Raw genomic sequence first — 21,738 nt, 5'->3', positions numbered from 1 at the left:
CCTGTCCGGATTTTGTTTACCATGGAACACGCTCCCGTTTCGCGCTCAACCGCCTGGTTGCGCGTGGTTATCCTCGCCGTCTCGGCCTTTATCTTCAACACCACCGAATTTATTCCGGTCGGTCTGCTGAGCGACATCGCCGCCAGCTTCTCGATGCAAACCGAACAGGTCGGCCTGATCATCACCATCTACGCCTGGATCGTCGCCGCCGCCTCGTTGGCGTGCATGCTGCTGACCAGCAAAATCGAGCGCCGCAAGCTGCTGATCGGCGTGTTCATGCTGTTTATCGCCAGCCACGTGCTGACCGCCGTGGCCTGGAACTTCACCACGCTGGTCATCTCGCGCGCCGGCGTGGCGCTGGCGCACTCGGTGTTCTGGTCGATCACCGCCTCGCTGGCGATCCGCGTGGCGCCGCCGGGCAAGAAAGCCCAGGCGCTGAGCCTGCTGGCGGGCGGCACCGCGCTGGCGATGGTGCTCGGGCTGCCGCTCGGGCGGGTGGTGGGGCAGCTGCTCGGCTGGCGCATGACCTTTATCGGCATCGCGGTGTGCGCCACCCTGGCGCTGGTGCTGCTGTGGCGCTTGCTGCCGGTGCTGAAAAGCGAGCACTCCGGTTCGCTGGCCAGCGTGCCGCTGCTGTTCAAACGCCCGGCGCTGCTGGCGCTGTACATGCTGACCGTCATCGTGGTGACGGCACACTTCACCGCCTACAGCTACATCGAGCCGTTTATCCAGACCGTGGCCGGGCTGTCGGAGAACTTCACCACGCTGATGCTGCTGCTGTTCGGCGCCGCCGGCATCGTCGGCAGCCTGCTGTTCAGCCGCTACAGCGAGCGTTTTCCTTCCGGCTTCTTTATCGGCGCCATCGCGCTGCTGGCCTTGAGCCTGCTGCTGCTGTTGCCGGCCGCCGGCAGCGAAAGCCACCTGACCGTGCTGTGCATCTTCTGGGGCATGGCGATCATGGCCATCGGCCTGTCGATGCAGGCCAAAGTGCTGAGCCTGGCGCCGGACGCCACCGACGTGGCGATGGCGATCTTCTCCGGCCTGTACAACTTCGGCATCGGCAGCGGGGCGCTGCTGGGCAACCAGGTGAGCCTGCATCTGGGCATGGGCAACATCGGCTTCGTCGCCGCGCCGCTGGCGCTGATCGCCCTCGGCTGGTGCCTGCTGAGCTTCTACCGCAGCGAACGGCTGCAGCAGCACCCCAGCCGTTAAGCCACCGATTCGGGATGCCGCTGCGGCATCCCAGGTTGCATTTTCCTGCTATAAAACAGGCTGCTGCAGCGTTTTATGCTTAACTTTTTTTCATAGTCTGCTAATTAAAAATTTAACTCCGACGCCGCTTCGCTAGCATAGAAAGTCATCAAAAATGTTAATGCGAGGTTAACGGTGAGTGACTCTGTAGCGGCGTCGCCGATCCATGCGCGGGATTTGGCGGCCAGAATCGACGCCTTGCCCGCGTCGGCCGGCCTGTGGCGCTTTATCATTCTGCTGTCGCTGGGCGGCTTTTTCGAACTCTACGATCTGTTCCAGACCGGCTATATCAGCACCGGCCTTATCGCCGACGGCATTTTCCACACCGGCGTGCAGGGCGTCTTCGGCGTGTCGGACCAGGCGGCCTTCGCCTCCGCCACCTTTCTCGGCCTGTTCGTCGGCGCCAGCCTGCTGAGCCCGTACGCCGATCGCTTCGGCCGCCGCGCTACCTTTATGTTCGCCCTGATCTGGTATGGCGCCTTCTCGCTGCTGCTGGCGTTTCAACAGCAGGCGGAGTGGGTGATCTTTCTGCGCTTTCTGGTGGGCGTCGGGCTCGGCATTGAGCTGGTGACCATCGATACCTACCTGACGGAGTGGGTGCCCGCGCATCTGCGCACCCGGGCTTTCGCCTTCGCGTTCTTCGTGCAGTTCCTGTCGGTGCCGGCGGTGGCGCTGATGTCCTGGTGGCTGGTGCCGCAGACGATTTGGGGCCTGAGCGGCTGGCGCTACGTGGTGATCGCCGGCGCGCTGGCTTCGCTGGTGATTTGGCTGGTGCGCAAGGGGCTGCCGGAGTCGCCGCGCTGGCTGGTGCAGCAGCGGCGCTATGCGCAGGCCCGGCAGGTGATGCGGGATATGGAGCGGCGCTGCGGCGTGGCGGCCGCGGACTTCCCGTCGCGCCCGGTTGACGATGCCGAGGGAGCGCCGCTGCGCGGCCGCTTTCGCGATATCTGGGCGCCGCAGTATCGCGATCGCACGCTGATGCTGGTGGTGATGAATTTCTTTCAGGCCATCGGCTTCTTCGGCTTCGGCAACTGGCTGCCGGCGCTGCTGTCGGGCAAGGGCGCTTCGGTCACCCACAGCCTGCTGTACGCTTTCTTCATCACGCTGGCCTACCCGCTGGGCTCGCTGCTGTGCAGCTTCTACGCCGACAAGATGGAGAACAAGTGGCAGATCGTGTTGTCTTGCCTGGTGACGGTGATCTTCGGCTCGCTGTTCGCGCTGCAGAACAACCCGCTGTGGCTGATCCTGTGCGGCTTCTTCATCACCTGGTCCAACGCCTGGCTGACCTACAGCTACCACTCCTATCAATCCGAGATCTTCCCGACCCATATCCGCGCCCGCGCCGTCGGTTTCTGCTACTCCTTCAGCCGCCTGTCGACGGTGTTCAGCAGCATCATCATCGGCATTATCTTGCAGTACGGCGGCTCGCTGGGGGTGATCGCGTTTATCGTCGCCAGCATGCTGATCGTGATGCTGGTGATCGGGCTGTTCGGCCCGAAAACGCGCGGCATCGATCTGGAAAACATCTGACGTTTTGCGCCGGCGGTGACGCCGGCCTCTTCAGCAAAAAAACTCGCGATCATGCGAAAATTATTCCGTTATCACTGCCTTTGCGCCTGCCGTACTGTTACCCGGTACAAAATCCAATTCAATACCGAGCGGGGAACACGTCATGAGCATCCTCACCGCGCCCGATGGCGCGCGCATTTTCTATAAGGATTGGGGCCGCGGCCAGCCGATCCTGTTCTCCCACGGTTGGCCGCTGTCCGCCGACGCCTGGGACAACCAGCTGCTGTTTTTCGGCCAGAGCGGATTCCGGGTGATCGCCCACGATCGCCGCGGCCACGGCCGTTCGGATCAGACCTGGCACGGCAACGACATCAACCAATACGCCGACGATCTGGCTCTGCTGATTGAAACGCTGGATCTGCGCGATCTGATCCTGGTCGGCCACGCCATCGGCGGCGGCGAAGTGGCGCGCTACATCGGCCGCCACGGCAGCGATCGGGTGGCGAAGGTGGTGCTGGTGGGCGCCGTGCCGCCGCTGATGCTGCAAACGCCGGCCAACCCGGAAGGCGTGCCCATGGCGGCCTTCGACGGCATTCGCAGCGGCGTGGCGGGCAACCGCTCGCAGTTCTTCAAAGATCTGGCGGTGCCGTTCTACGGCTTCCACTGCGACGAGGTGGAGAGCAATGCGGGGCTGATCGACCACTTCTGGCTGATGGCCATGCAGGGCGGCGTGAAAGGGCAGTACGACGGCGTGAGCTCGTTCTCAGAAGTGGATTACACCGCCGATCTGCTGGCGATCGACAGGCCGACGCTGCTGGTGCACGGCGACGCCGATCAGATCGTGCCGATCGGCGCCTCGGCGCTGAAAGCCGCTAAGCTTATGCAACAGGCGGAGCTGAACGTTTACGCCGGCGGCGCTCACGGCTTGGCGCAGGTCGATCCCGATCGCTTCAACGCCGATCTGCTGGCCTTTATCCAGAATTCGCCGTTCTAAGGGGGCGCGATGAACCTGACTGCTATCGCCGCCCGCTGCGCGCAGCGGCTGCATGCGCCCGCGGTGCGCTGGCTGCTGCTGCTCGCCATTTGCGCCGCCTACATCCAGGGCGGGTTGGTCAAGGCGCTGAACGTCGAAGGCGCGGTTGCCGAGATGACCCACTTCGGCCTGCAGCCGGCGGCGCTGTTCGCCGTGCTGGTGACGCTGCTGGAACTGGCGGCGTCGGCGCTGATCCTGAGCGGCTTTTATCGCTGGCTCGGCGCGTTGGCGCTGGCCGGTTTTACCCTGATGGCGACGCTGATGGCCAATCCGTTCTGGCAGTTCGACGGGGCGGAGCGCGGCCAGATGATGAACGGATTTTTTGAACACCTCGGGCTGGCCGGCGCGCTGTTGCTGGTGGCATTTAACGATTTGAAGGAGCGAACGGATGGCTGAACAGACGGAAAACAAGGCGGCGGCGGGCGGCTTCGCGCCGCTGAAAATCCCATTATTTGCGGTGCTGTGGGGCGCCACGGTGCTCGGCAACGTCGGCAGCTTTATGCGCGACGTCGCCAGCTCGTGGCTGATCACCGATCTGTCGAGCAACCCCTCGGCGGTGGCGCTGATGCAGACCGCCGCCACGCTGCCGGTGTTCCTGCTGGCGATCCCGGCCGGGGTACTGTCGGACATCCTCGATCGGCGGCGCTTTCTGATCTTTGTGCAAATTCTGCTGGCCTGCGTCAGCGGCAGCCTGCTGGTGCTGTCGCAGACCGGTGCGCTGACGGTGGAATACCTGCTGGCGCTGACCTTCGTCGGCGGCATCGGTGCGGCGCTGATGGGGCCGACCTGGCAGGCGATCGTGCCGGAGCTGGTGCCGCGCACCGAGCTGAAAAACGCCGTGGCGCTGAATTCGCTGGGCATCAACATCGCCCGCTCCATCGGCCCGGCGGCCGGCGGCCTGCTGCTGGCCAGCTTCGGCGCTGGCGCGGCCTACGGCGCGGACGTGATGAGCTATGTGCTGGTGATCGCGGCGCTGCTGTGGTGGAAGCGGCCGAAGGCCGAGGACAGCGGCCTGTCGGAACACTTCTTCGGCGCTTTCCGCGCCGGGCTGCGCTATGCCCGTTCCAGCCGTGAGCTGCACGTGGTGCTGCTGCGGGCAGCGGTGTTCTTCGCCTTCTCCAGCTCGGTCTGGGCGCTGCTGCCGCTGGTGGCGCGCCGCATGTTGGGCGGCAGCGCCGGTTTTTACGGCGTTCTGCTGGGGGCGGTAGGCGCCGGGGCGATCCTCGGGGCGATCGCGCTGCCGCGCCTGCGCCAGCGGCTGAATGCCGACGGGCTGGTGCTGCTGGCGGCGGTGCTCACCGCCGTGGTGATGGCGGCCCTGTCGCTGGCGCCGCCGCAGTGGCTGGCGGTGGTGCTGCTGTTGGTGCTGGGCGCCGGCTGGATCATTGCGCTGACCACGCTCAACGGCGCGGCGCAGGGCGTGCTGCCCAACTGGGTGCGCGGCCGCGGCCTGGCCATCTACCTGATGGTCTTCAACGGCGCGATGGCGGCAGGCAGTCTGCTGTGGGGGCTGGTGGCGCAGGAGCTGGGCGTGGCCGCCACGCTGCTGGTCGGCGGCGTCGGCCTGTTGGCGGCGGGGCTGCTGTTCCACCGCCTGCGTTTGCCGACCGGCGAGGCCGATCTACAGCCGTCGAACCATTGGCCGGAGCCGCTGGTCAACACGCCGGTTGAAAACGATCGCGGCCCGGTGATGATTCAGGTGGAGTACCGCATCCGCGAACAGGATCGGCCGCAGTTCCTGCGCACGCTGCTGATGCTGGAGCGGGCGCGTCGCCGCGACGGTGCTTACGCCTGGGGCATCACCGAGCACACCGGCGATCCGGAATGCATCATGGAGTGGTTCCTGGTGGAGTCCTGGGCGGAGCACCTGCGGCAGCACCAGCGGGTGTCGCACGCCGACGCCGATCTGCAGCAGGAGGCGTTGCGCTTCCACATCGGGCCGGAGAAACCGGTGGTGCATCACTTCCTGTCGCTCGACCGGCATCAGGTGAAGCATTAACTGCACGGCCAGGCGGTGAGAAGGTGCTATGCTTTTGGTCGGTTCGGCGGCGCGGCCGCCGTAAGACGAATGTAGTCAGCACAGGGAGACACATTGATGACGGCACCTTCTGCTTTTGCCTGCGAGCTTGGGCTGCGCTATCCGATCGTTCAGGGGCCGATGAACGGCGCGTCGCCGCCGGCGTTGGCGGTGGCGGTGAGCAACGCCGGTGCGCTGGGCTCGTGCGCGGCGGCGCTGTTTTCACCGGCGGTGATCCTCGAACGCGTGCAGCAGATCCGCGCGCAGACCACCGCGCCGTTCAACATCAATCTGTTTCTGCTCGATGAGCAGCACCCGGATCTTGCCGAGCTGAAGCGCGCCCAGCACCTGCTGCGGCCGTTCCGCGAAGCGCTGGGGCTGAGCGAGCCGCCGATCCCCACCCAATTCGCCGAAAACAACCGCGACCAGATCGCGGCCTTGCTGGAGGCGGCGCCGCCGGTGGCCAGCTTCACCTTCGGCGTGCTGCCGCGCGCCACGGTCACGCAGTTTAAGAAGGCCGGCTCGCGGGTGATCGGCACCGCCACCACGGTGGCGGAAGCCCGCGCCTGGGAAGAGGCGGGCGCCGACTTCGTTTGCGTCTCGGGCTCGGAGGCGGGCGGCCACCGCCCGACCTTCCTCGGCGACATCGAGCAATCCTGCGTCGGCCTGATGGCCCTGCTGCCGCAGGTGGTGGCGGCGGTGAAGATCCCGGTGATCGCCGCGGGCGGCATCATGAACGGGCGCGGCATCGCGGCGGCGCGCTTGTTGGGCGCGCAGGCGGCGCAGCTGGGCACCGCGTTCCTGTGCAGCCCGGAGTCGGGCATCTCCGATGCCTGGCGGGTGGCGCTGCGCAACGCCGGCGATGACAGCACGCGCCTGACGCGCGCCTTCAGCGGCCGCCCGGCGCGCGGCATCGTTAATGATTTCATGCGGCAGATGCACGCGGAAGAGGCGCAGATCCTGCCTTATCCGGTGCAGAACGCGCTCACCGGCGATATCCGCCAGGCGGCGGCCAAGGCCGGTCGCGGAGAGTTTATGTCGCTGTGGGCCGGGCAGGGCGTGGGCCTGGCGCGGCCGATGCCGGCGGCGGAGCTGGTCGCCACCCTGGCGAGGGAGCTGGAAGCGGTGTGAGACAGACGGGGCACCAGATTCGGCGCCCTTTTTCTTGGCCTGGCGTTAAAAGCTGTAGGTGCCCTGCGCCAGCACGAAGTTCATGTCTTTCAGCCCGGCATGTTGCTGCAGGCTGTGGTCGACGTCGAAGTAGACATAGGCCACTTTGAACTGGAGATCTCTGCGTGGCGTCCAGGTGGTTTCGACCTGATACTGATTGCCGATAAAGCGCGAGCCCTGCTCGCTGCCTTTCACCGGGCGCATCGGCCCGAGATAGAAGGCATCCTCGCGGCGTTGCCGCCATAGCGCGTCCCAGCTGAAATCGATGGACAGGGTTTGCCACGGCGTAATCGTGACCGAAGGGTGGATGGCGATCAGGTTAGCCGGCGCCACCAGCCCGTTCTCGGTCAGGTAGGGCAGCTTGGGGTACATGGCGTTAAAGGTATTGAGCTGCCCATCGTGACCGTTTTTATCGCCGCTGGCGATGCCAATTTTGCCGCCAAAGCGCGGCTGCCAGCGCCAGTCGCTCACCGTATACCCGGCGTGCGCCGACGCCGACCAGGCGCGGATGTCGCGCTGTTCTGCGCTGCCGAACTGCCAGGCGGCCTCGTTGTCCCAGTCGAATCCCTGCGCCGCGCCGAAAATGCGCGCGCCGACGGTATAACGCCGCTCTTGCCCGCTGAGCTGCGCGTAGTGGGCATCGTTATCCTCAAAGCCGAAGGTGTAGAGATCGAGCGCGGAAGCCAGCGCGGCCAGCGGCGTGGTGCCGTACAGCCCCCACACCTTTTGGCTGTTGTCGGTATCGTCGTCGAAACTGCCGGTTTTAAGGGTGACGGGATGGCCGATAAAGGCGTCGAGGCGGTTTTTATCCTTGGCCCAGCTGGCGCGGACGGCGTCGAAAGAACGGCGCACGTTGGGGCCGTCGCGGGTGCCCATCAGGTGTAGCGAACCCAGCGCAATCTCCTGGCGGCCGACCCGCAGGGTGCCGAGGCCGTAGGCGGTGGGCAGTTTTAAGTCCACATAGCCCTGACCGAGATAGGCATGATCTTCGTCGGTCGGCTTGCGCCCGCGATCGCGCGGCGTGGCCAGTGACGATCCCAACTGAACATAGGCGCCAAAGTTGTCGCCATAGTCGAGGCGTGCGCCAATCAGCAGGCGCTGCATGAAGGTATCGTCGCGTCCGCCGCTCAGATCCCGTTGATCCGTCCATTCATAGCGCTCGCGCAGTGAACCGTCGAAAGACAGGGTGGCCGTATCGCCCAACGGGATGTTTTTCCAGGGGGACGCGGCGGGCTCCGCCGCCAGGGCGGGGAGCGTGGAGAACAGCAACAGTGCGGGAAGCTTGCGTTTCATCATGGATATCCGAAGAAAAAAGCGCGCCGCAGCGCGCCTTGGGTTTATTTAGCCGCCTGGTGAATTTCGGCGATGTAGCCGCCGGGGAAACGCACCAGCGCCGAGGCGCGGCGCTCCGCCGCCGTCGAACGCCACAGCACCTGCGCGCCGCTGGCCGTCGCTTTGGCCAGCGTGGCCGGCAGATCGTCGACGCCATAGCCGGTGCGCTCATGGCCGAACGGATAAGGCAGATGCCCGTCGGTGACGAAAATGCGCGTTTTGCCGAAGCGGGAGTCCAATTCGATCTGACGGATCTTGCCGTTGTCGCTGCGGCCGATCGCCGTATCGCTGACCTGTTCGTCGCTCACGACCTTGCCGTGCGAGAACGCCTGGTAGCTTTTCAGGAAATCGTCGACGCGGTAGGCGGAGAGATACAGGCGGTTTTCCGGCACGCTCAGCAGAGGCTTGTAATTAGGCGCCTTGGTGTGCCAATAGAGCTGCATGTTAACGCCGCCGGGCCACTGGATCACCGCGTCGCGGCCGATCGGATCGTCGAAAGGCGCAACCTGCACATCGGCGCCGGCGGCCCTGGCTTGGCGGATGGCGGCGTCCATATCCCTGACCAGAAAACCGTTGCGCTCGGTGCCGAACGGGTGCGGGATCGGCGTTTTGAAATCGAACACCGAGAAGCTGCCGGCCGGCGTCAGTATCAGCTGGGAGTAAGTTTCGCTCGGCGTGGGCGTGACGTTGACCAGCACGCGTTCGGTGCTGGTACCGCCGAAGGTTTTCAGAATGCTGTCGACAAAGGCATCCATCTTGCCGCGTTCGACGTAAACATGGGTGGTGTCATATTGCGGCCCTACGGCGAGAGACGCCGTATCGGCCGCCCAGGACATTGCCGGGAGCAGCAGCGCAAGGGCCGATATCCTCAGCCGACGAGAAGAAATACCGATAATATGTTGCATGATGACCTCCAGGTAGCGGTTATTTTCCTGAGTAAAGTGTGATTCCCTATGACCTTTCCCGTCGGTTGAAAAATAAAAAAGAAAAGCGCAGTGCGCGGGGTGAAGCATTAAATAAGGGCGAGCGTCTGGCGCCTAGGAAAATATCACCCAGATGCAGAACCTCTTTTTTATTGGCATAAAAACGGTGGGCGCCTTTGGCGGCCGGGCCCGCAGCCGCTAAGGGGCGGCGATGAGAATAAAGCCCGCCTTGGCGCATATTGAGGTGAATCGAGGATAATCCATAACGGTGTTCTCCTGGATGGGATATATCGCATTAGCCAGCTGAGTTTACGGTCTTCATTGCCGTCTAAATATAAATACAGCATTAAAAGAATTGCCGCCCATCAAATTTTTATATGACTTGTTGAGTAAATACGAATAAGCGGAAAAATGAAATATAACGACGGGCGCTGCGACTGGCGTTGAGCGGAGGCGGTGTTGATCTCGGGAGAAAAAACGGCCTGCCGAAGCAGGCCGTTGCGGGGAGTTTACGCCAGGTCGAAACGATCGAGGTTCATCACTTTGTTCCAGGCGGCGACGAAGTCGTGGGCGAACTTCTCCTGCGCGTCGGCGCTGCCGTAGACTTCGGCCAGCGCGCGCAGCTGCGCGTGTGAACCGAACACCAGATCGACGCGGCTGCCGGTCCACTTGACCGCGCCGCTGCGGCGATCGCGCCCTTCGAACAGGCCGTCTTCATCGACCGGGTGCCAGGTGGTGCCCATGTCGAGCAGGTTGACGAAGAAGTCGTTGGTCAGCGCCTGCGGCCGCTGGGTGAACACGCCGTGCTGCGTGCCGCCGACGTTGGCACCGAGCACCCGCAGCCCGCCGACCAGCACCGTCATTTCCGGCGCGGTCAGGGTCAGCAGCTGCGCCTTGTCGACCAGCAGCGTTTCGGCCGGCACGCGGTATTTGCCCTTCAGGAAGTTGCGGAAACCGTCGGCGAGCGGCTCCATCGCCTCGAAAGAGTCCACGTCGGTCTGTTCCTGCGAAGCGTCCATGCGGCCCGGCGCGAACGGCACCGTCAGGGCCAAACCGGCGTTCTTCGCCGCCTGTTCCACGCCCGCGGCGCCGGCCAGTACGATCAGATCTGCCAGCGAGACGCGCTTGCCGCCGGTCTGCGCATCGTTGAAGGTGCGTTGGATGCTCTCCAGCTTGGCCAGCGTCGCGGCGAGCTGCGCAGGCTGGTTGATCGCCCAGTCTTTTTGCGGCGCCAGGCGAATGCGCGCGCCGTTGGCGCCGCCGCGTTTGTCGGAACCGCGGAAGCTCGAAGCGGAAGCCCAGGCGGTGGAGACCAGCGCCGACACCGGCAGGCCGGAAGCCAGCACGGCGTTTTTCAGCGCGGCGATATCCTGCTCGTCGATCAGCGGATGATCGACCGCCGGGATCGGATCCTGCCAAATCAGCTCTTCCTGCGGCACTTCCGGGCCGAGGTAGCGCGCACGCGGCCCCATGTCGCGGTGGGTCAGCTTGAACCAGGCGCGGGCGAAGGCGTCGGCCAGCTCCTCCGGGTGCTCATAGAAGCGGCGCGAAATCTTCTCGTAGGCCGGATCGAAGCGCAGCGACAGGTCGGTGGTCAGCATGGTCGGGCGGCGTTTCTTGTTCGGATCGAAGGCGTCGGGAATGGTTTCACCGATGTCTTTCGCCACCCACTGATGCGCGCCGGCCGGGCTTTGGCTCAGCTCCCATTCGTATTCGAACAGGTGGCGGAAGAAGTCGTGGTTCCACTGGGTTGGGGTGGTGGTCCAGGTGACTTCCAGGCCGCTGGTGATGGCGTCTTTGCCGACGCCGGTGCCGAAGGTGCTGTGCCAGCCGAGGCCCTGCGACTCCAGCCCGGCCGCTTCAGGATCGGCGCCGACGTTAGACGCCGGGCCGGCGCCGTGGGTCTTGCCGAAGGTGTGACCGCCGGCGATCAACGCCACGGTTTCTTCGTCGTTCATCGCCATGCGGGCGAAGGTTTCACGAATGTCGCGCGCGGCGGCCACCGGATCGGGGTTGCCGTCCGGGCCTTCCGGGTTGACGTAGATCAGGCCCATCTGCACCGCCGCCAGCGGGTCTTCCAGGTCACGGTCGCCCGAGTAGCGGCTGTTTGGCCCGCCGCTCAGCTCCAGCCAGATCTTCTCCGAACCCCAGTAGACGTCGTCCGGCTCCCAGGTGTCGGCGCGGCCGCCGGCATAGCCGAAGGTTTTGAAGCCCATCGATTCCAGCGCCACGTTGCCGGTCAGGATAATCAGGTCGGCCCAGGAGATATTGCGGCCGTATTTCTGTTTGATTGGCCACAGCAGGCGGCGCGCCTTGTCGAGGCTGACGTTGTCCGGCCAGCTGTTGAGCGGGGCGAAGCGCTGCTGGCCTTCGCCCGCGCCGCCGCGGCCGTCGCCGATGCGGTAGGTGCCGGCGCTGTGCCAGGCCATGCGGATGAACAGGCCGCCGTAGTGGCCGAAGTCCGCCGGCCACCATGCCTGCGAGTCGGTCATCAGGGCGTGCAGATCCTGTTTGACCGCCGCCAGATCGAGGCTGTTGAAGGCATCGGCGTAGTTGAAGTCTTTGTCCATCGGATCGGACAGGGGGGAGTGCTGATGCAGCGGTTTCAGGCTGAGCTGATTAGGCCACCAATCCTGATTGGTGGGGCCGTCTTGCGGTGCGGGCTGCTTGCCGCCCGAAAACGGGCATTTGCTTTCAGTTGTCATAATGCGCTCTCTGCTTCCGTAAGGGTGCTCCAGCCGCCGGGCGTGGAGCGGTTAACAAGGCATGCGGGTCAGGCTTGCGTCGGGTGTTGCGCTAAATAACTGAACTCAATGGGATCACATCGCCCTGGCCGCTAACGGGCACAGGGCGACTCATGGCTAAGCTTAGTCAGCGGCGGCGGAGAGATAAAATAGGAATGAGTGAATATTGCGATAGCTTGCGGCGATTCATGGCTGTGTTATTGATAGCTGGCACGCCGCCTTATCGACGCCGCAGCATCACCTTGAGCACCGCGTCTGCCAGCTTGCCGAACGGTGCGCGCAGCAGATCGGTGAAGTGCCAGCGGCTTTGGATGAAGACGCCCTTGGCGTGGCTCAGCGCCCGGAATCCTTCAATGCCGTGATAGGCCCCCATGCCGCTGGGGCCGATGCCGCCGAACGGCAGATCGTCCTGGGCAAAATGCAGCAGGGTGGCGTTGACGCTGACGTTGCCGGAGGTGGTGCGCGCCAGCAGCCTGTCCTGCAGCGTGCCGCCTGGGCCAAAGTAGTACAGCGCCAGCGGGCGCGGCCCGGCGTTGATAACGTCGATCGCTTCATCAAAGGCGGCGTAGGTGCGTATCGGCAGCAGCGGCCCGAAGATCTCCTCTTGCATGATCCGGCTGTCGTCGGGGGCGCCGACGATCAGCGTGGGGGCGAGGGTTTTCGGCCGTTCCGCCGCCGAGTCCGGGCGGTGGCCGACCGGATGGATTTGCGCGCCGCGCGCCTGGGCGTCGGTGAGCAGATCCTGCAAACGGTGGTAGTGCCTGTCGTTGATGATGGCGCCGTAGTCATGGCTCGTCGGCCCGTCAGGGTAAAACGCTTTGACCGCCGCGTCGTAGAGCGCGATGAAGTTTTCCACATCGTCCTGATGGATCAACAGGTAATCGGGGGCGATGCAGGTTTGGCCCGCGTTCGACAGCTTGCCGAACGCCAGGCTGTTAACGGTTCTGGCGGTGAGCGCGCCGGGCGCCACGACGGCGGGGCTTTTGCCGCCCAGCTCGAGCGTCAAGGGCACCAGATTTTTACCGGCCGCCTGCATGATCTGGCGGCCGATCGTCGTGCTGCCGGTGAACACCAGGTGATCGAACGCCAGTGTGCTGAACCCGGCCCCGACGTCCGGCCCGCCGGTCACCACCGCGACCTCATCGGCGGGAAACAGCGCCGCCAGCATCGTTTCGATGAGTTGACTGGTGTGCGGCGTGAGCTCCGAAGGTTTCAGCATCACGCGGTTGCCGGCGGCCAGGGCGGTGGCCAGCGGGATGAAGGTCAACGAGAAGGGATAGTTCCACGGCGCCATGACGCCAATCACGCCTTTAGGTTGGTATTGCACGTAGGCGCGCCCGGCCTGGTACGGCAGGGCGACGTGGCGGCGTTCCGGCTGCATAAAGCGCTTCAGGTGGCGCAGCAGATAATCGATCGCCTGCACGGTGACCAGGATCTCCAGAATGTCGGTTTCGTAAGGCGAGCGGTGGCCGAAGTCCGCGCTGACGGCCGCCGTCAGCGCACCGCGCTGGGCCAAAATGGCGCTCCGCAGGCGGCGCAGGGCGGTTTTGCGCTGAGCGATCGTCGGTGCGCCGTCGCGCAGGAAGGCATGGCGCTGGGCGGCAAGCCGTTGCTCCATCGTCATGAGGATGTCATCTCCCTGCACTTGAATTCTCCTGATGCCGAGTGAAAGCGGGAATGCGGTTTGCCGAATCCTGTTTGACCTTAAAGTGAGCTTTAAACCTATACTCGTTAAACGATCAACGCAAGATCGTCGGCCAACCGGGATGAGGGAGCCAGAGATCCCGGCGCCGTGCGCAGTATAAACCTTCTTTTTTAACCATAGTGTAAATGGGAGAAACGACATGGGTTACGTAACAACCAGCGATGGCGTCGAGATTTTCTACAAGGATTGGGGCCCCAAAAACGGCAAGGTTATCTACTTCCACCACGGCTGGCCGCTGTCCAGCGACGACTGGGATGCCCAGATGCTGTTCTTCGTGAACAAAGGGTTCCGCGTGGTGGCGCACGATCGCCGCGGCCACGGCCGCTCCAGCCAGGTGTCGGAAGGGCACGACATGGACCACTACGCCGATGACGTCGCCGCGGTGGTAAAACACCTGGGCGTGCAGGGCGCGATGCACGTGGGCCACTCGACGGGCGGCGGCGAAGTGGTGCGCTATATCGTGCGCCACGCCGAGGACAAGGTGTCCAAAGCAGTGCTGATCAGCGCGGTGCCGCCGCTGATGGTGAAAACCGACGCCAATCCGCAGGGCACCCCCAAAGCGGTGTTCGATGATTTCCAGGCGCAGCTGGCCGCCAACCGGGCACAGTTCTATTACGACGTGCCCGCCGGCCCGTTCTACGGCTATAACCGCCCGGGCGCCAAACCCTCTGAGGCGATTATCTGGAACTGGTGGCGCCAGGGCATGATGGGCGGCGCCAAGGCGCACTACGACGGCATTGTCGCCTTCTCGCAGACCGATTTCACCGAGGATCTCAAGAAGATTGCCATTCCGGTGCTGGTGATCCACGGCGACGACGATCAGGTGGTGCCTTATCAGGACTCCGGCGTGCTGTCGGCCAAGCTGGTGCAAAACGGCACGCTCCATACCTATAAGGGCGCGCCGCACGGCATCCCGACCACCCATGCCGATCAGGTCAACGCCGATCTGCTGGCGTTCGTGAACAGCTAAAGACTCAACGCGTCGCGAGCCTCGCCCCTTACCGGGCGGGGCTTTTTATTGGCTGCGGGAGAGCGGATCACCAATGATAGCTGATGCCCATATCGAGCTTGTCCGACGCATCGACGCCGGGCGTGTGCTGCGAAAGGTTATTGAATTCATAGTTAATGAACACCTGCATATTGCCGTTGAGCAACCAGGTGACCCCCAACTCCTCATAGTTCAATAAGTCCGTGTTCCGGCCTGCCCGGGCCTGTATCAAGCGGGTATAGCCGATGTTGGGTTGAATATGGTCCGTCAGCCGATATTTGGCGAGCGCTTCATAACTTGACGCCGAGCCGCGGTTAGCGGTTTGTTGCGGGCTGATGGCGTTGTCGCTTTGGGTGAACACGGCCGCAAGATAGATTTTTTTCGACGCATAGAGAACCCCTTCGGCCAGCGTGTCGATGCGCCGGCGATAACCGGCGGCGTGTTGCTGCCGCTGCGTGGTTTGAGACGCCGAGGCGGCGGCGATGAGGCTGAGCGTCGGCGTCAGCGCATAACGGAACGAGGCGCCGAATCCGTTGCCGTTTTGTTTGCCCGGCGCTTGCCGTTCGTCGCCGTCTTTGAACTGGTATTGCAGCGCGAGGGCGGCGCGCCGCTGAAACAGGCTGAAAGTTTGGCGGTAGGTGAGCAGGTTATGCGCCCGGCCGCGCATAAAGTTGTCGATATAGTTGTAGGCCATCTCTCTAAACAGCGGAGAGCGATCGGTCAGGGCGGTCACATCATAAAGCACGCCCCAGTTGCGGCCGATATCGAGGCTGCCCAGGGCGGCGTTTTGCACGCCGATATAGGCGAGCCGGGTGCTGTTGCGCGTCGCGTCGGCGAAGCTGACGGTATATTCCCAGTGGGCGTAGGCCTGCCAGCGCGGTGCGATCTTTTTTTTGCCTATCAGGCCGAAATAGAGGTAGCTGCGGTCGCCGTCGTCGCGTTCGTTTTGGCCGCTGTAGCGTCTGGCGATAATCGTGCCGTAGAAATTCAGGCTGTTTTGCTGCGATCCCGTCAACGACACGGCGGAGGCGCCGCGCGGCAACAAGGCCAGCAGGGGGAAAAGCATGCCCGCCGAAAAATAACGAGGATTGCGTTTTATCATGATGGCACCGTCCCTGTGCGCGGCAAGCCTGTGAGCTTGCCGCCCCGGCGAAGCTTAAGCGTGCGTTTCGCGTTTAAAGTAGCTGACGATCCCCTGAGCGATCGCCGTGGCAATTTTATTTCTGAAGGCGGGGGTGCCGAGCAGCTTTTCTTCCTCAGGGTTGGTGATGAAAGAGGTTTCCACCAAGACGGAAGGAATATACGGGGACTTTAAGACCACGAAGGCCGCCTGTTCGGTATTTTTGGCATGCAGATGATGGATGGGCGCAATATGTTGAATCAGGTGCGAGCCCAGCGCCAGGCTTTCTTTGATCGTTTCCGTCTGCTCCAAGTCAAACAGTATCTTCTGCAAATAGCGGTCTTTCTTGATGACGTTAGGGCCGGCGAGATCGTCCGCCGCGTTTTCACTGTTCGATAAGTATTTCGCCATCGCGCTGCTGGCGCCTTTATTGGAAAGCGCAAAGACCGACGCGCCGCAGGCGCTGGGGCAGGTAAAGCCGTCGGCGTGAATGGACATGAAAAGATCCGCGCCATGCCGGTGCGCGATCTCCACCCGATCGTAAAGCGGGATAAAAACGTCGCTGTCGCGCGTCAGGCGGGCATCGATGCCGTGTCGATCGAGCTGTGCACGCACATTTCTGGCGATCTCCAGAACGACATGTTTTTCCAGCGAACCGGTGTGGCCAATGGCTCCGGAGTCGATGCCGCCATGACCGGGATCCAACATGACCAGGAATCTTTTTCGCGCCCCGTGAGGGCCGTTCTGCTTTTTGGGGCGTGGCAGGCCGTGGGCGTGAGCCAGCGGGGAAACGGCGCCGTTCAGCGCCAGGGCCGCCAACCCTGCCAACATCATTCTGCGGCGAGATAACCGGGTGTTCAAAAGGTCCGTCTTAGCCATAAGGGTAACCAGCATAAAAGGAAAGGGTGTTTTTGTTATAACATAACAATTCCGTGCGTCGGCGGGGTTGTCTGTTAGCGGCTGTTACTTTTAATGTCATTCCTTAAATTCACTGGCTTTTTATACTGCATTTATTTTGTTTATTGAATGTTCGTATTGCTATTCATTTGTTTTGTATTTGTTAATTCTTATTTTGACACACTATTTAATCTAATATTTCAAATGAGATTTATTCTCCTCTTTAGTTGATATGTTATAACGTAATTACTAAAACGGATAAAAAACGGGGTCTTTGCCGCCGGCATGAAGCCACTCACGTTTTTGGAGCGTTAACATGACTTTTAAACACCAGGAAAAAGAGACATTAAATATATTCGCCGTTCTCGCCGTCTCGTTAAGCACGGTTATCGCCATGCTCGACAGTACCATCGCCAATGTGGCACTGCCGGTGATCGCCAAAGATTTCGGCGTTTCCGAATCGGCCTCCATCATGATTATTAATGCCTACCAGTTTGCCGTCGTCGCCTCTTTGATGCCCTTCGCGGCGCTGGGCCGCGCGGTGGGCAATAAAAAGATCTTTATAGCCGGGGTGGTGCTGTTCGCTTTTTCATCCTTGGGCTGCGCGCTTTCCGCGACGCTGTCGATGCTGACGGCATTCCGGGTGATACAGGGCTTCGGTGCGGCGGCGGTGCTCAGCGTCAATGCGGCGCTGATCAAGGAGATATACCCGGAAAGGCTGCTGGGGCGCGGCCTGGGCATAAACGTAATGGTGGTGTCGGTTTCCGCCGCCGCCGGGCCCTCCATCGCCTCGGCGATACTTTCTCAAACGAGCTGGAACTGGCTGTTTACCATCAATGTTCCCATCGCCTGCCTGTCGCTGTTGCTGAGCCTGATCTTCCTGGCCCCCCGCGAGCGGCGCAGCGTTGGATTCGACAGTGGGGGGGCCCTGTTGGTGTTTGTGCTGTTCATCGCTTTCTCGCTCAGCACCATGAGCATGACCACCCACCATCTGCCGGCGGCGGCGCTGAGCTTTGCGGTATTCGCCGGGCTGGCCGGGTTGCTGTATATCAATCAGAAAAGAAAGGCCAACGCCGCGCTGATCCCGATCGCGATGCTGCATAACCCGACGCTGTCATTGTCTTTGCTGATGTCGATGCTGTCCTACAGCACCCAGCTTTTGGCTTTTGTATCGCTGCCTTTCTATTTCCACAATGTCCTGCAAAGAAACGTGGTGGACATCGGTCTGCTACTGACCGCCTGGCCGCTGGCCACCATGGCATCTTCGCTAATTTCCGGCGATTTGGCCAAGAAATACGATCCCAATCTTGTTGCCCTTTCGGGCCTCGCCTGTCTGCTGGCAGGCATGCTGCTGATGGCCAATCTGCCGAGCGATCCGTCGAATGGGGCGATCGTATGGCGCGTGGCGCTGTGCGGCATCGGTTTTGGCCTGTTTCAATCACCGAACAACCTGCTGATCATGACGTCGGTCTCCCATGAAAACAGCAGCATCGCCAGCGGCCTGTTGGGCAGTTCCCGGCTGATTGGGCAAATCGTCGGTTCGGCGTTAGTGGCGATTTTCTTCAATATGCGGGGCGCGCAAGCGACGAATATCAGTTTAATGGCGGGGGCGGCATTCTCGTTCCTTTCTCTGGTCGTGAGCTATATGCGCTTCAAGTCCGCCGTTACGTTAAAAACCAGCAAATAGAAGCACGAGGTTTCCCATGCGATTTATCCCATTAGTGCCGTTGGTTATCGGGATGGCGGCGTTTTCCCTTGCCGGCTGCACGACATACCACGACGTGGCGTTGCAACAAAAAGAGACGGGGCTCAATAGCCAATATTACCTGCTGCAGCCGCCGGTCTATGTCGGCGACCAGTTGAAATATGGTCTGAAGGACGGCAGCGGCGGCGAGTTGACGGTGGCGAAGGTTGAACCGAAAGACTTGGTTGCCGACAGCGGAAAAATCATTCCTCTGTCGCAGCTCTCTTTCCTGCAACGAAAAGACCTTTCCACAGGAAAAACCGCCGCGTTGGTCGGCGGCGGCGCGGTCGCCACCACGGCAATCGTGTTTGTGGCCGGGATCACCATCATGGCCGCCGGCATCGCCGCGTCGGCCTAAAGCAGCCCATCGACGCACGCCGCCGAGCGTGCGCACAGGAGGCACCATGTGCGTCACAGTGAAATTTATCGCCACCGCTCTGCTGGCAATATTCGCCTTGCCGACCGCGCCTTGCGCCACCGCCGGCCAGCCGGCGGCGGCCGAACCGCCACAAAGCGTGGCGGCGCAAACGCTGCCCGGCAGCTATCCGCGGATCGTCATCACCGGCAACTGCCCCTTCGGCGTGATCCTGGCGAACGAGGCGGCCTACCGGCACGTCGTCGGCGTGGGGCCCTGGGCGTTCATGCATGCCGATAGGCATGTATTGGAGGACATGAAGCCTGACATCGGCAGGATCACCTCCGCCTTTATCAATAAGGACTACCGGGTCAACATGGAATCGTTAATGAATCTACGGCCCGACATTATTTATTACTACGGCAAAAGCCAGGACGATCGGCTGGAAAGGGCGGGCGTGATGACCGTCGATCTGGATGCCGGCGGGAAGACAAAATACCAGCCGATGGCCACCCAGGTGTATTGGGAAAACACTTTCGCCGACACGCTCGGCCTGCCGCGCACGCACAAATTCAAAGACGCCTGGGAAAAGACCCTGAAGCAGATCCGCCCCTATGCCGCAGCCATCCATGCGCAGCACGTCAGGGCGTTGTATCTCGAAGAAAGTGACGGCAGGCAGCTGAAGGTGAGTGGCCCGCATACCTATGGCGACACCTACCTGAAAATGGCCGGCATGGACAACGTCGCCGGGGACTTGCCGGTGAAAGGGGATGCCGGCAGGTACATCACCGTTTCGATGGAGCAGATCATGGCCTGGGACCCGGATGTGATTTTCGTGGTTTTCGGCAGCGCCAAAGCGCTGCTGCACGGGGGGATCCCCGGCCAGGCCTGGGAAACGCTCAGGGCGGTAAAAAACGGCAAGGTTTTCTCGACGCCGGTGGGCATTCATAACTGGGGGGGCCTGTCGGCGGAAACATCGCTGCTGCCGCTGTTTATGATCAACCGCTATGCCCCTGAAGACATTAGCGACAAGACGCTGCGGGAGGAGACGCGCCGCTATTATCAGACGATGTTCTCCTATGCGATCCCGGACCGGTTGCTGGATGAGGTGCTGGCACAGCGCTAGTGCCACGGTTGAATAGCATTCATTAATGGGGGGAGCTTGGGGATGCCGGGCAGAGGAAAATATGTGGCGATCCTGGCGGGGCTGTTTTTGGCCTTGTGTGTGGCCGCCGTCGCATCACTGTTTGCCGGCCGCTACGCCTTGTCGGCCCACGATGTGATGCAGATTTTATGGCAGGGGAACATGCCGGGGGAAAACCCGACCCGCTATTCGGTGATTTTTAACCTGCGTGCGCCGCGGGTGGTGGCGGTGATGCTGGTGGGCGGTGGGTTGGCGGTCGCCGGCGCGACCTTTCAGGCGGTGCTGAAAAACGCGTTAGCCAGCCCGGACGTGCTGGGCACCTCTTCCGCCTCCGCCTTTGGCGCCGCGCTGGGCATTTTATTGAGTTTGCCTTTTGCCCTGAGTGCCATGCTGTCGTTTCTTTTCGGCGTGGTGAGCCTGCTGCTGGTGTTCGGCATCTGCCGCCTGAAACGTCGGCAGGATGCGCTGACGACGATCCTGTCCGGCATGATTATCGCGTCGTTGTTTATCGCGTTTGTCTCGGTCATAAAATATGTCGCCGATCCGCAGGATACCTTGCCGGCGATCGTCTTCTGGCTGATGGGCAGCTTCGCTTCGGTGGCGAAAGCGCAGGTCTATTGGCTAATCCCGCTGTTTGCGGCGTGTTACCTGACAATCTATCGGCTCAGGTGGAAAATGAACATTCTCTCGCTGGGGGACGACGAGGCGCGCATTGCCGGCCTAAATCCGCCCCGGTTGAAGATCCTGCTGCTGATCGCCGCCTCCCTGCTGGTTTCCGCCTCGGTGAGTTTGGCCGGCGTGGTGGGATGGGTCGGCTTGGTGATCCCGCATCTGGTGAGAAGCGTGCTGGGGTATAACCACGGCCGCCTGATCCCGGTCTCGGCGCTGAGCGGGGCGTTGTTTTTGCTGGTGATAGACAATATCGCCAGAGGCGCCACCTACGCAGAAATCCCGATCGGCATCCTGACCGCGCTGATCGGTGCGCCGCTTTTCGCCACGCTTTTTATTATGGGCAATCGATATGATCACCGCTAGCCGACTATCCTTTGGTTTCAAAGGGCGGGAGCCCATTTTCGACAACGTCAGCTTCGAGCTTAAGCGCGGCGAGATCCTCAGCGTGCTGGGCCCGAACGGCGCCGGCAAAACCACGCTGCTGAGAAATATTGCGGGCCTGTGTCGGCCCAGCGCCGGCTGGTGCGAGATCGGCCGCGTCGATAATCGAGAGGCGCGCCTGGCCTATGTGCCGCAGGCGAAGGCGCCACATTTTTCCTATGGCGTACTCGATTTTGTCACTTTCGGCTGCGTTCGTCAGGCCGGACTGTTTGCCCGGCCGGGAAAGCACGATTTCGCCAGGGCGCAGGCGGTGCTGCAATCCCTGGAAATCGGCCCGTTGGCGCAGAAAAGCATCGATCAGATCAGCGGCGGTGAACTGCAGATGTGTTATTTCGCCAAGGCGCTGATGGCAGATCCTGACGTCATGATCCTTGATGAGCCGGAGTCGAACCTGGATTTTTACAATCAGGCAAAAATGATTGAGATGCTCTGGCGCCTCGCCAAAGAGCGGCAGATGACGATCGTGCTGAATACGCATTTCCTCAATTACGCCGAACGCATCTCCGACAAGTGTTTACTGATGACAAAACGGCAGTCGTTGTTTGGCGTTAAAAGCGCTGTGCTGCGGGAAGATATCCTGGAACGCTATTTTCGGGTGCCGGTAAGAAAGTGCCGCTATGAATACCAGGGCGCCGGCGAAGAAACCTTTATTATCGCTCTGCGCAATCTCGCCTGAGTTTCGGCTGCAAAGAT

The 21,738-nt window shown here is 62.0% G+C and carries 18 protein-coding genes; 12 read left to right on the top strand and 6 right to left on the bottom strand.

Features of this window, described 5'->3' with window-relative positions:
* The first annotated feature begins 21 nt into the window (after nt 1–21).
* The 6 genes from V8N38_RS16430 to V8N38_RS16405 all read left to right on the top strand — a co-directional run bounded on the left by V8N38_RS16430 (nt 22) and on the right by V8N38_RS16405 (nt 6,941).
* A complete protein-coding gene (locus V8N38_RS16430) occupies nt 22–1,212 on the top strand; it encodes a sugar transporter (RefSeq protein ID WP_060421811.1) in 1,191 nt (396 codons plus the stop codon).
* A 174-nt stretch (nt 1,213–1,386) separates the two neighbouring features.
* Complete coding sequence (locus V8N38_RS16425) at nt 1,387–2,781, top strand: MFS transporter (protein ID WP_187181560.1); 1,395 nt, start codon at nt 1,387–1,389, stop codon at nt 2,779–2,781.
* A 142-nt stretch (nt 2,782–2,923) separates the two neighbouring features.
* The gene (locus tag V8N38_RS16420; protein WP_147840130.1) at nt 2,924–3,754 is read left to right on the top strand and encodes an alpha/beta fold hydrolase; all 831 of its coding nucleotides are present in this window, start codon (nt 2,924–2,926) and stop codon (nt 3,752–3,754) included.
* Between the two features lie 9 nt (nt 3,755–3,763).
* Nucleotides 3,764–4,189 (top strand): DoxX family protein, encoded by a 426-nt coding sequence (locus V8N38_RS16415; protein WP_033635204.1) that lies wholly within the window; start codon nt 3,764–3,766, stop codon nt 4,187–4,189.
* Nucleotides 4,182–5,792, top strand: coding sequence for an MFS transporter (locus V8N38_RS16410; protein WP_025303481.1), 1,611 nt, complete (start codon nt 4,182–4,184; stop codon nt 5,790–5,792). Before V8N38_RS16415 ends, V8N38_RS16410 begins: the two co-directional genes overlap by 8 nt.
* A gap of 96 nt (nt 5,793–5,888) precedes the next feature.
* Nucleotides 5,889–6,941: an NAD(P)H-dependent flavin oxidoreductase gene (locus V8N38_RS16405; RefSeq protein ID WP_147840131.1), complete on the top strand. Its 1,053-nt coding sequence runs from the start codon at nt 5,889–5,891 to the stop codon at nt 6,939–6,941.
* Between the two features lie 45 nt (nt 6,942–6,986).
* Here the strand turns inward: V8N38_RS16405 and V8N38_RS16400 are convergent, their stop codons facing one another.
* From V8N38_RS16400 to V8N38_RS16385, 4 genes are all read right to left on the bottom strand, one after another.
* The gene (locus V8N38_RS16400) at nt 6,987–8,276 is read right to left on the bottom strand and encodes an alginate export family protein (protein WP_147840132.1); all 1,290 of its coding nucleotides are present in this window, start codon (nt 8,274–8,276) and stop codon (nt 6,987–6,989) included.
* Between the two features lie 41 nt (nt 8,277–8,317).
* Entirely contained in the window at nt 8,318–9,217 is a 900-nt protein-coding gene (locus tag V8N38_RS16395; RefSeq protein WP_187181561.1) for a glyoxalase, read from the bottom strand.
* Nucleotides 9,218–9,744: 527 nt separating this feature from the next.
* On the bottom strand, nt 9,745–11,940 hold the full coding sequence (gene katG / locus V8N38_RS16390; RefSeq protein WP_147840133.1) for a catalase/peroxidase HPI: 2,196 nt from the start codon (nt 11,938–11,940) through the stop codon (nt 9,745–9,747).
* Between the two features lie 259 nt (nt 11,941–12,199).
* The gene (locus V8N38_RS16385) at nt 12,200–13,624 is read right to left on the bottom strand and encodes a coniferyl aldehyde dehydrogenase (protein WP_244951323.1); all 1,425 of its coding nucleotides are present in this window, start codon (nt 13,622–13,624) and stop codon (nt 12,200–12,202) included.
* Between the two features lie 199 nt (nt 13,625–13,823).
* On the opposite strand from V8N38_RS16385, the gene V8N38_RS16380 reads away from it, so the two are divergent.
* A complete protein-coding gene (locus V8N38_RS16380) occupies nt 13,824–14,654 on the top strand; it encodes an alpha/beta fold hydrolase (protein ID WP_060420350.1) in 831 nt (276 codons plus the stop codon).
* A gap of 67 nt (nt 14,655–14,721) precedes the next feature.
* Here V8N38_RS16380 and V8N38_RS16375 read toward each other — a convergent pair whose 3' ends face one another.
* Entirely contained in the window at nt 14,722–15,774 is a 1,053-nt protein-coding gene (locus tag V8N38_RS16375; RefSeq protein WP_060439508.1) for a porin, read from the bottom strand.
* 54 nt (nt 15,775–15,828) lie between these two features.
* Nucleotides 15,829–16,671 carry an N-acetylmuramoyl-L-alanine amidase AmiA gene (gene amiA / locus V8N38_RS16370; protein WP_070914710.1) on the bottom strand — a complete coding sequence of 281 codons (843 nt, stop codon included), beginning with the start codon at nt 16,669–16,671 and terminating at the stop codon, nt 15,829–15,831.
* A gap of 334 nt (nt 16,672–17,005) precedes the next feature.
* Here amiA and V8N38_RS16365 point away from each other — a divergent pair, with 334 nt between their 5' ends.
* Genes V8N38_RS16365 through V8N38_RS16345 form a run of 5 tightly spaced genes read left to right on the top strand, consistent with a single transcriptional unit; the run spans nt 17,006 to nt 21,721 of the window.
* Nucleotides 17,006–18,376, top strand: coding sequence for an MFS transporter (locus tag V8N38_RS16365; protein ID WP_060451691.1), 1,371 nt, complete (start codon nt 17,006–17,008; stop codon nt 18,374–18,376).
* Between the two features lie 16 nt (nt 18,377–18,392).
* On the top strand, nt 18,393–18,791 hold the full coding sequence (locus tag V8N38_RS16360; RefSeq protein WP_223182167.1) for a hypothetical protein: 399 nt from the start codon (nt 18,393–18,395) through the stop codon (nt 18,789–18,791).
* Between the two features lie 46 nt (nt 18,792–18,837).
* The gene (locus V8N38_RS16355; protein ID WP_232734442.1) at nt 18,838–19,914 is read left to right on the top strand and encodes an ABC transporter substrate-binding protein; all 1,077 of its coding nucleotides are present in this window, start codon (nt 18,838–18,840) and stop codon (nt 19,912–19,914) included.
* 42 nt (nt 19,915–19,956) lie between these two features.
* Nucleotides 19,957–20,967, top strand: coding sequence for a FecCD family ABC transporter permease (locus V8N38_RS16350; protein ID WP_060425978.1), 1,011 nt, complete (start codon nt 19,957–19,959; stop codon nt 20,965–20,967).
* Nucleotides 20,954–21,721, top strand: a complete 768-nt coding sequence (locus V8N38_RS16345) for an ABC transporter ATP-binding protein (RefSeq protein WP_060420360.1) — start codon at nt 20,954–20,956, stop codon at nt 21,719–21,721. The genes V8N38_RS16350 and V8N38_RS16345 overlap by 14 nt, the downstream gene beginning before the upstream one ends.
* Nucleotides 21,722–21,738 lie beyond the last annotated feature (17 nt).

The sequence above is a fragment of the Serratia nevei genome (genome assembly GCF_037948395.1).
In the GTDB taxonomy this organism is placed as follows: Bacteria; Pseudomonadota; Gammaproteobacteria; order Enterobacterales; family Enterobacteriaceae; genus Serratia; species Serratia nevei.
This window is presented reverse-complemented; position numbering and strand designations above follow the sequence as displayed.

Bases quoted from the DNA above. Each gene is read 5' to 3' on its own strand.
- V8N38_RS16375 (WP_060439508.1), bottom strand. From the start codon at position 15,774: ATGATAAAACGCAATCCTCGTTATTTTTCGGCGGGCATGCTTTTCCCC.
- amiA (WP_070914710.1), bottom strand. From the start codon at position 16,671: ATGGCTAAGACGGACCTTTTGAACACCCGGTTATCTCGCCGCAGAATG.
- V8N38_RS16405 (WP_147840131.1), top strand. From the start codon at position 5,889: ATGACGGCACCTTCTGCTTTTGCCTGCGAGCTTGGGCTGCGCTATCCG.
- V8N38_RS16430 (WP_060421811.1), top strand. From the start codon at position 22: ATGGAACACGCTCCCGTTTCGCGCTCAACCGCCTGGTTGCGCGTGGTT.
- V8N38_RS16365 (WP_060451691.1), top strand. From the start codon at position 17,006: ATGACTTTTAAACACCAGGAAAAAGAGACATTAAATATATTCGCCGTT.
- V8N38_RS16350 (WP_060425978.1), top strand. From the start codon at position 19,957: ATGCCGGGCAGAGGAAAATATGTGGCGATCCTGGCGGGGCTGTTTTTG.
- V8N38_RS16355 (WP_232734442.1), top strand. From the start codon at position 18,838: ATGTGCGTCACAGTGAAATTTATCGCCACCGCTCTGCTGGCAATATTC.
- V8N38_RS16400 (WP_147840132.1), bottom strand. From the start codon at position 8,276: ATGATGAAACGCAAGCTTCCCGCACTGTTGCTGTTCTCCACGCTCCCC.
- V8N38_RS16395 (WP_187181561.1), bottom strand. From the start codon at position 9,217: ATGCAACATATTATCGGTATTTCTTCTCGTCGGCTGAGGATATCGGCC.
- V8N38_RS16420 (WP_147840130.1), top strand. From the start codon at position 2,924: ATGAGCATCCTCACCGCGCCCGATGGCGCGCGCATTTTCTATAAGGAT.
- V8N38_RS16415 (WP_033635204.1), top strand. From the start codon at position 3,764: ATGAACCTGACTGCTATCGCCGCCCGCTGCGCGCAGCGGCTGCATGCG.
- V8N38_RS16360 (WP_223182167.1), top strand. From the start codon at position 18,393: ATGCGATTTATCCCATTAGTGCCGTTGGTTATCGGGATGGCGGCGTTT.
- V8N38_RS16380 (WP_060420350.1), top strand. From the start codon at position 13,824: ATGGGTTACGTAACAACCAGCGATGGCGTCGAGATTTTCTACAAGGAT.
- V8N38_RS16410 (WP_025303481.1), top strand. From the start codon at position 4,182: ATGGCTGAACAGACGGAAAACAAGGCGGCGGCGGGCGGCTTCGCGCCG.
- V8N38_RS16345 (WP_060420360.1), top strand. From the start codon at position 20,954: ATGATCACCGCTAGCCGACTATCCTTTGGTTTCAAAGGGCGGGAGCCC.
- katG (WP_147840133.1), bottom strand. From the start codon at position 11,940: ATGACAACTGAAAGCAAATGCCCGTTTTCGGGCGGCAAGCAGCCCGCA.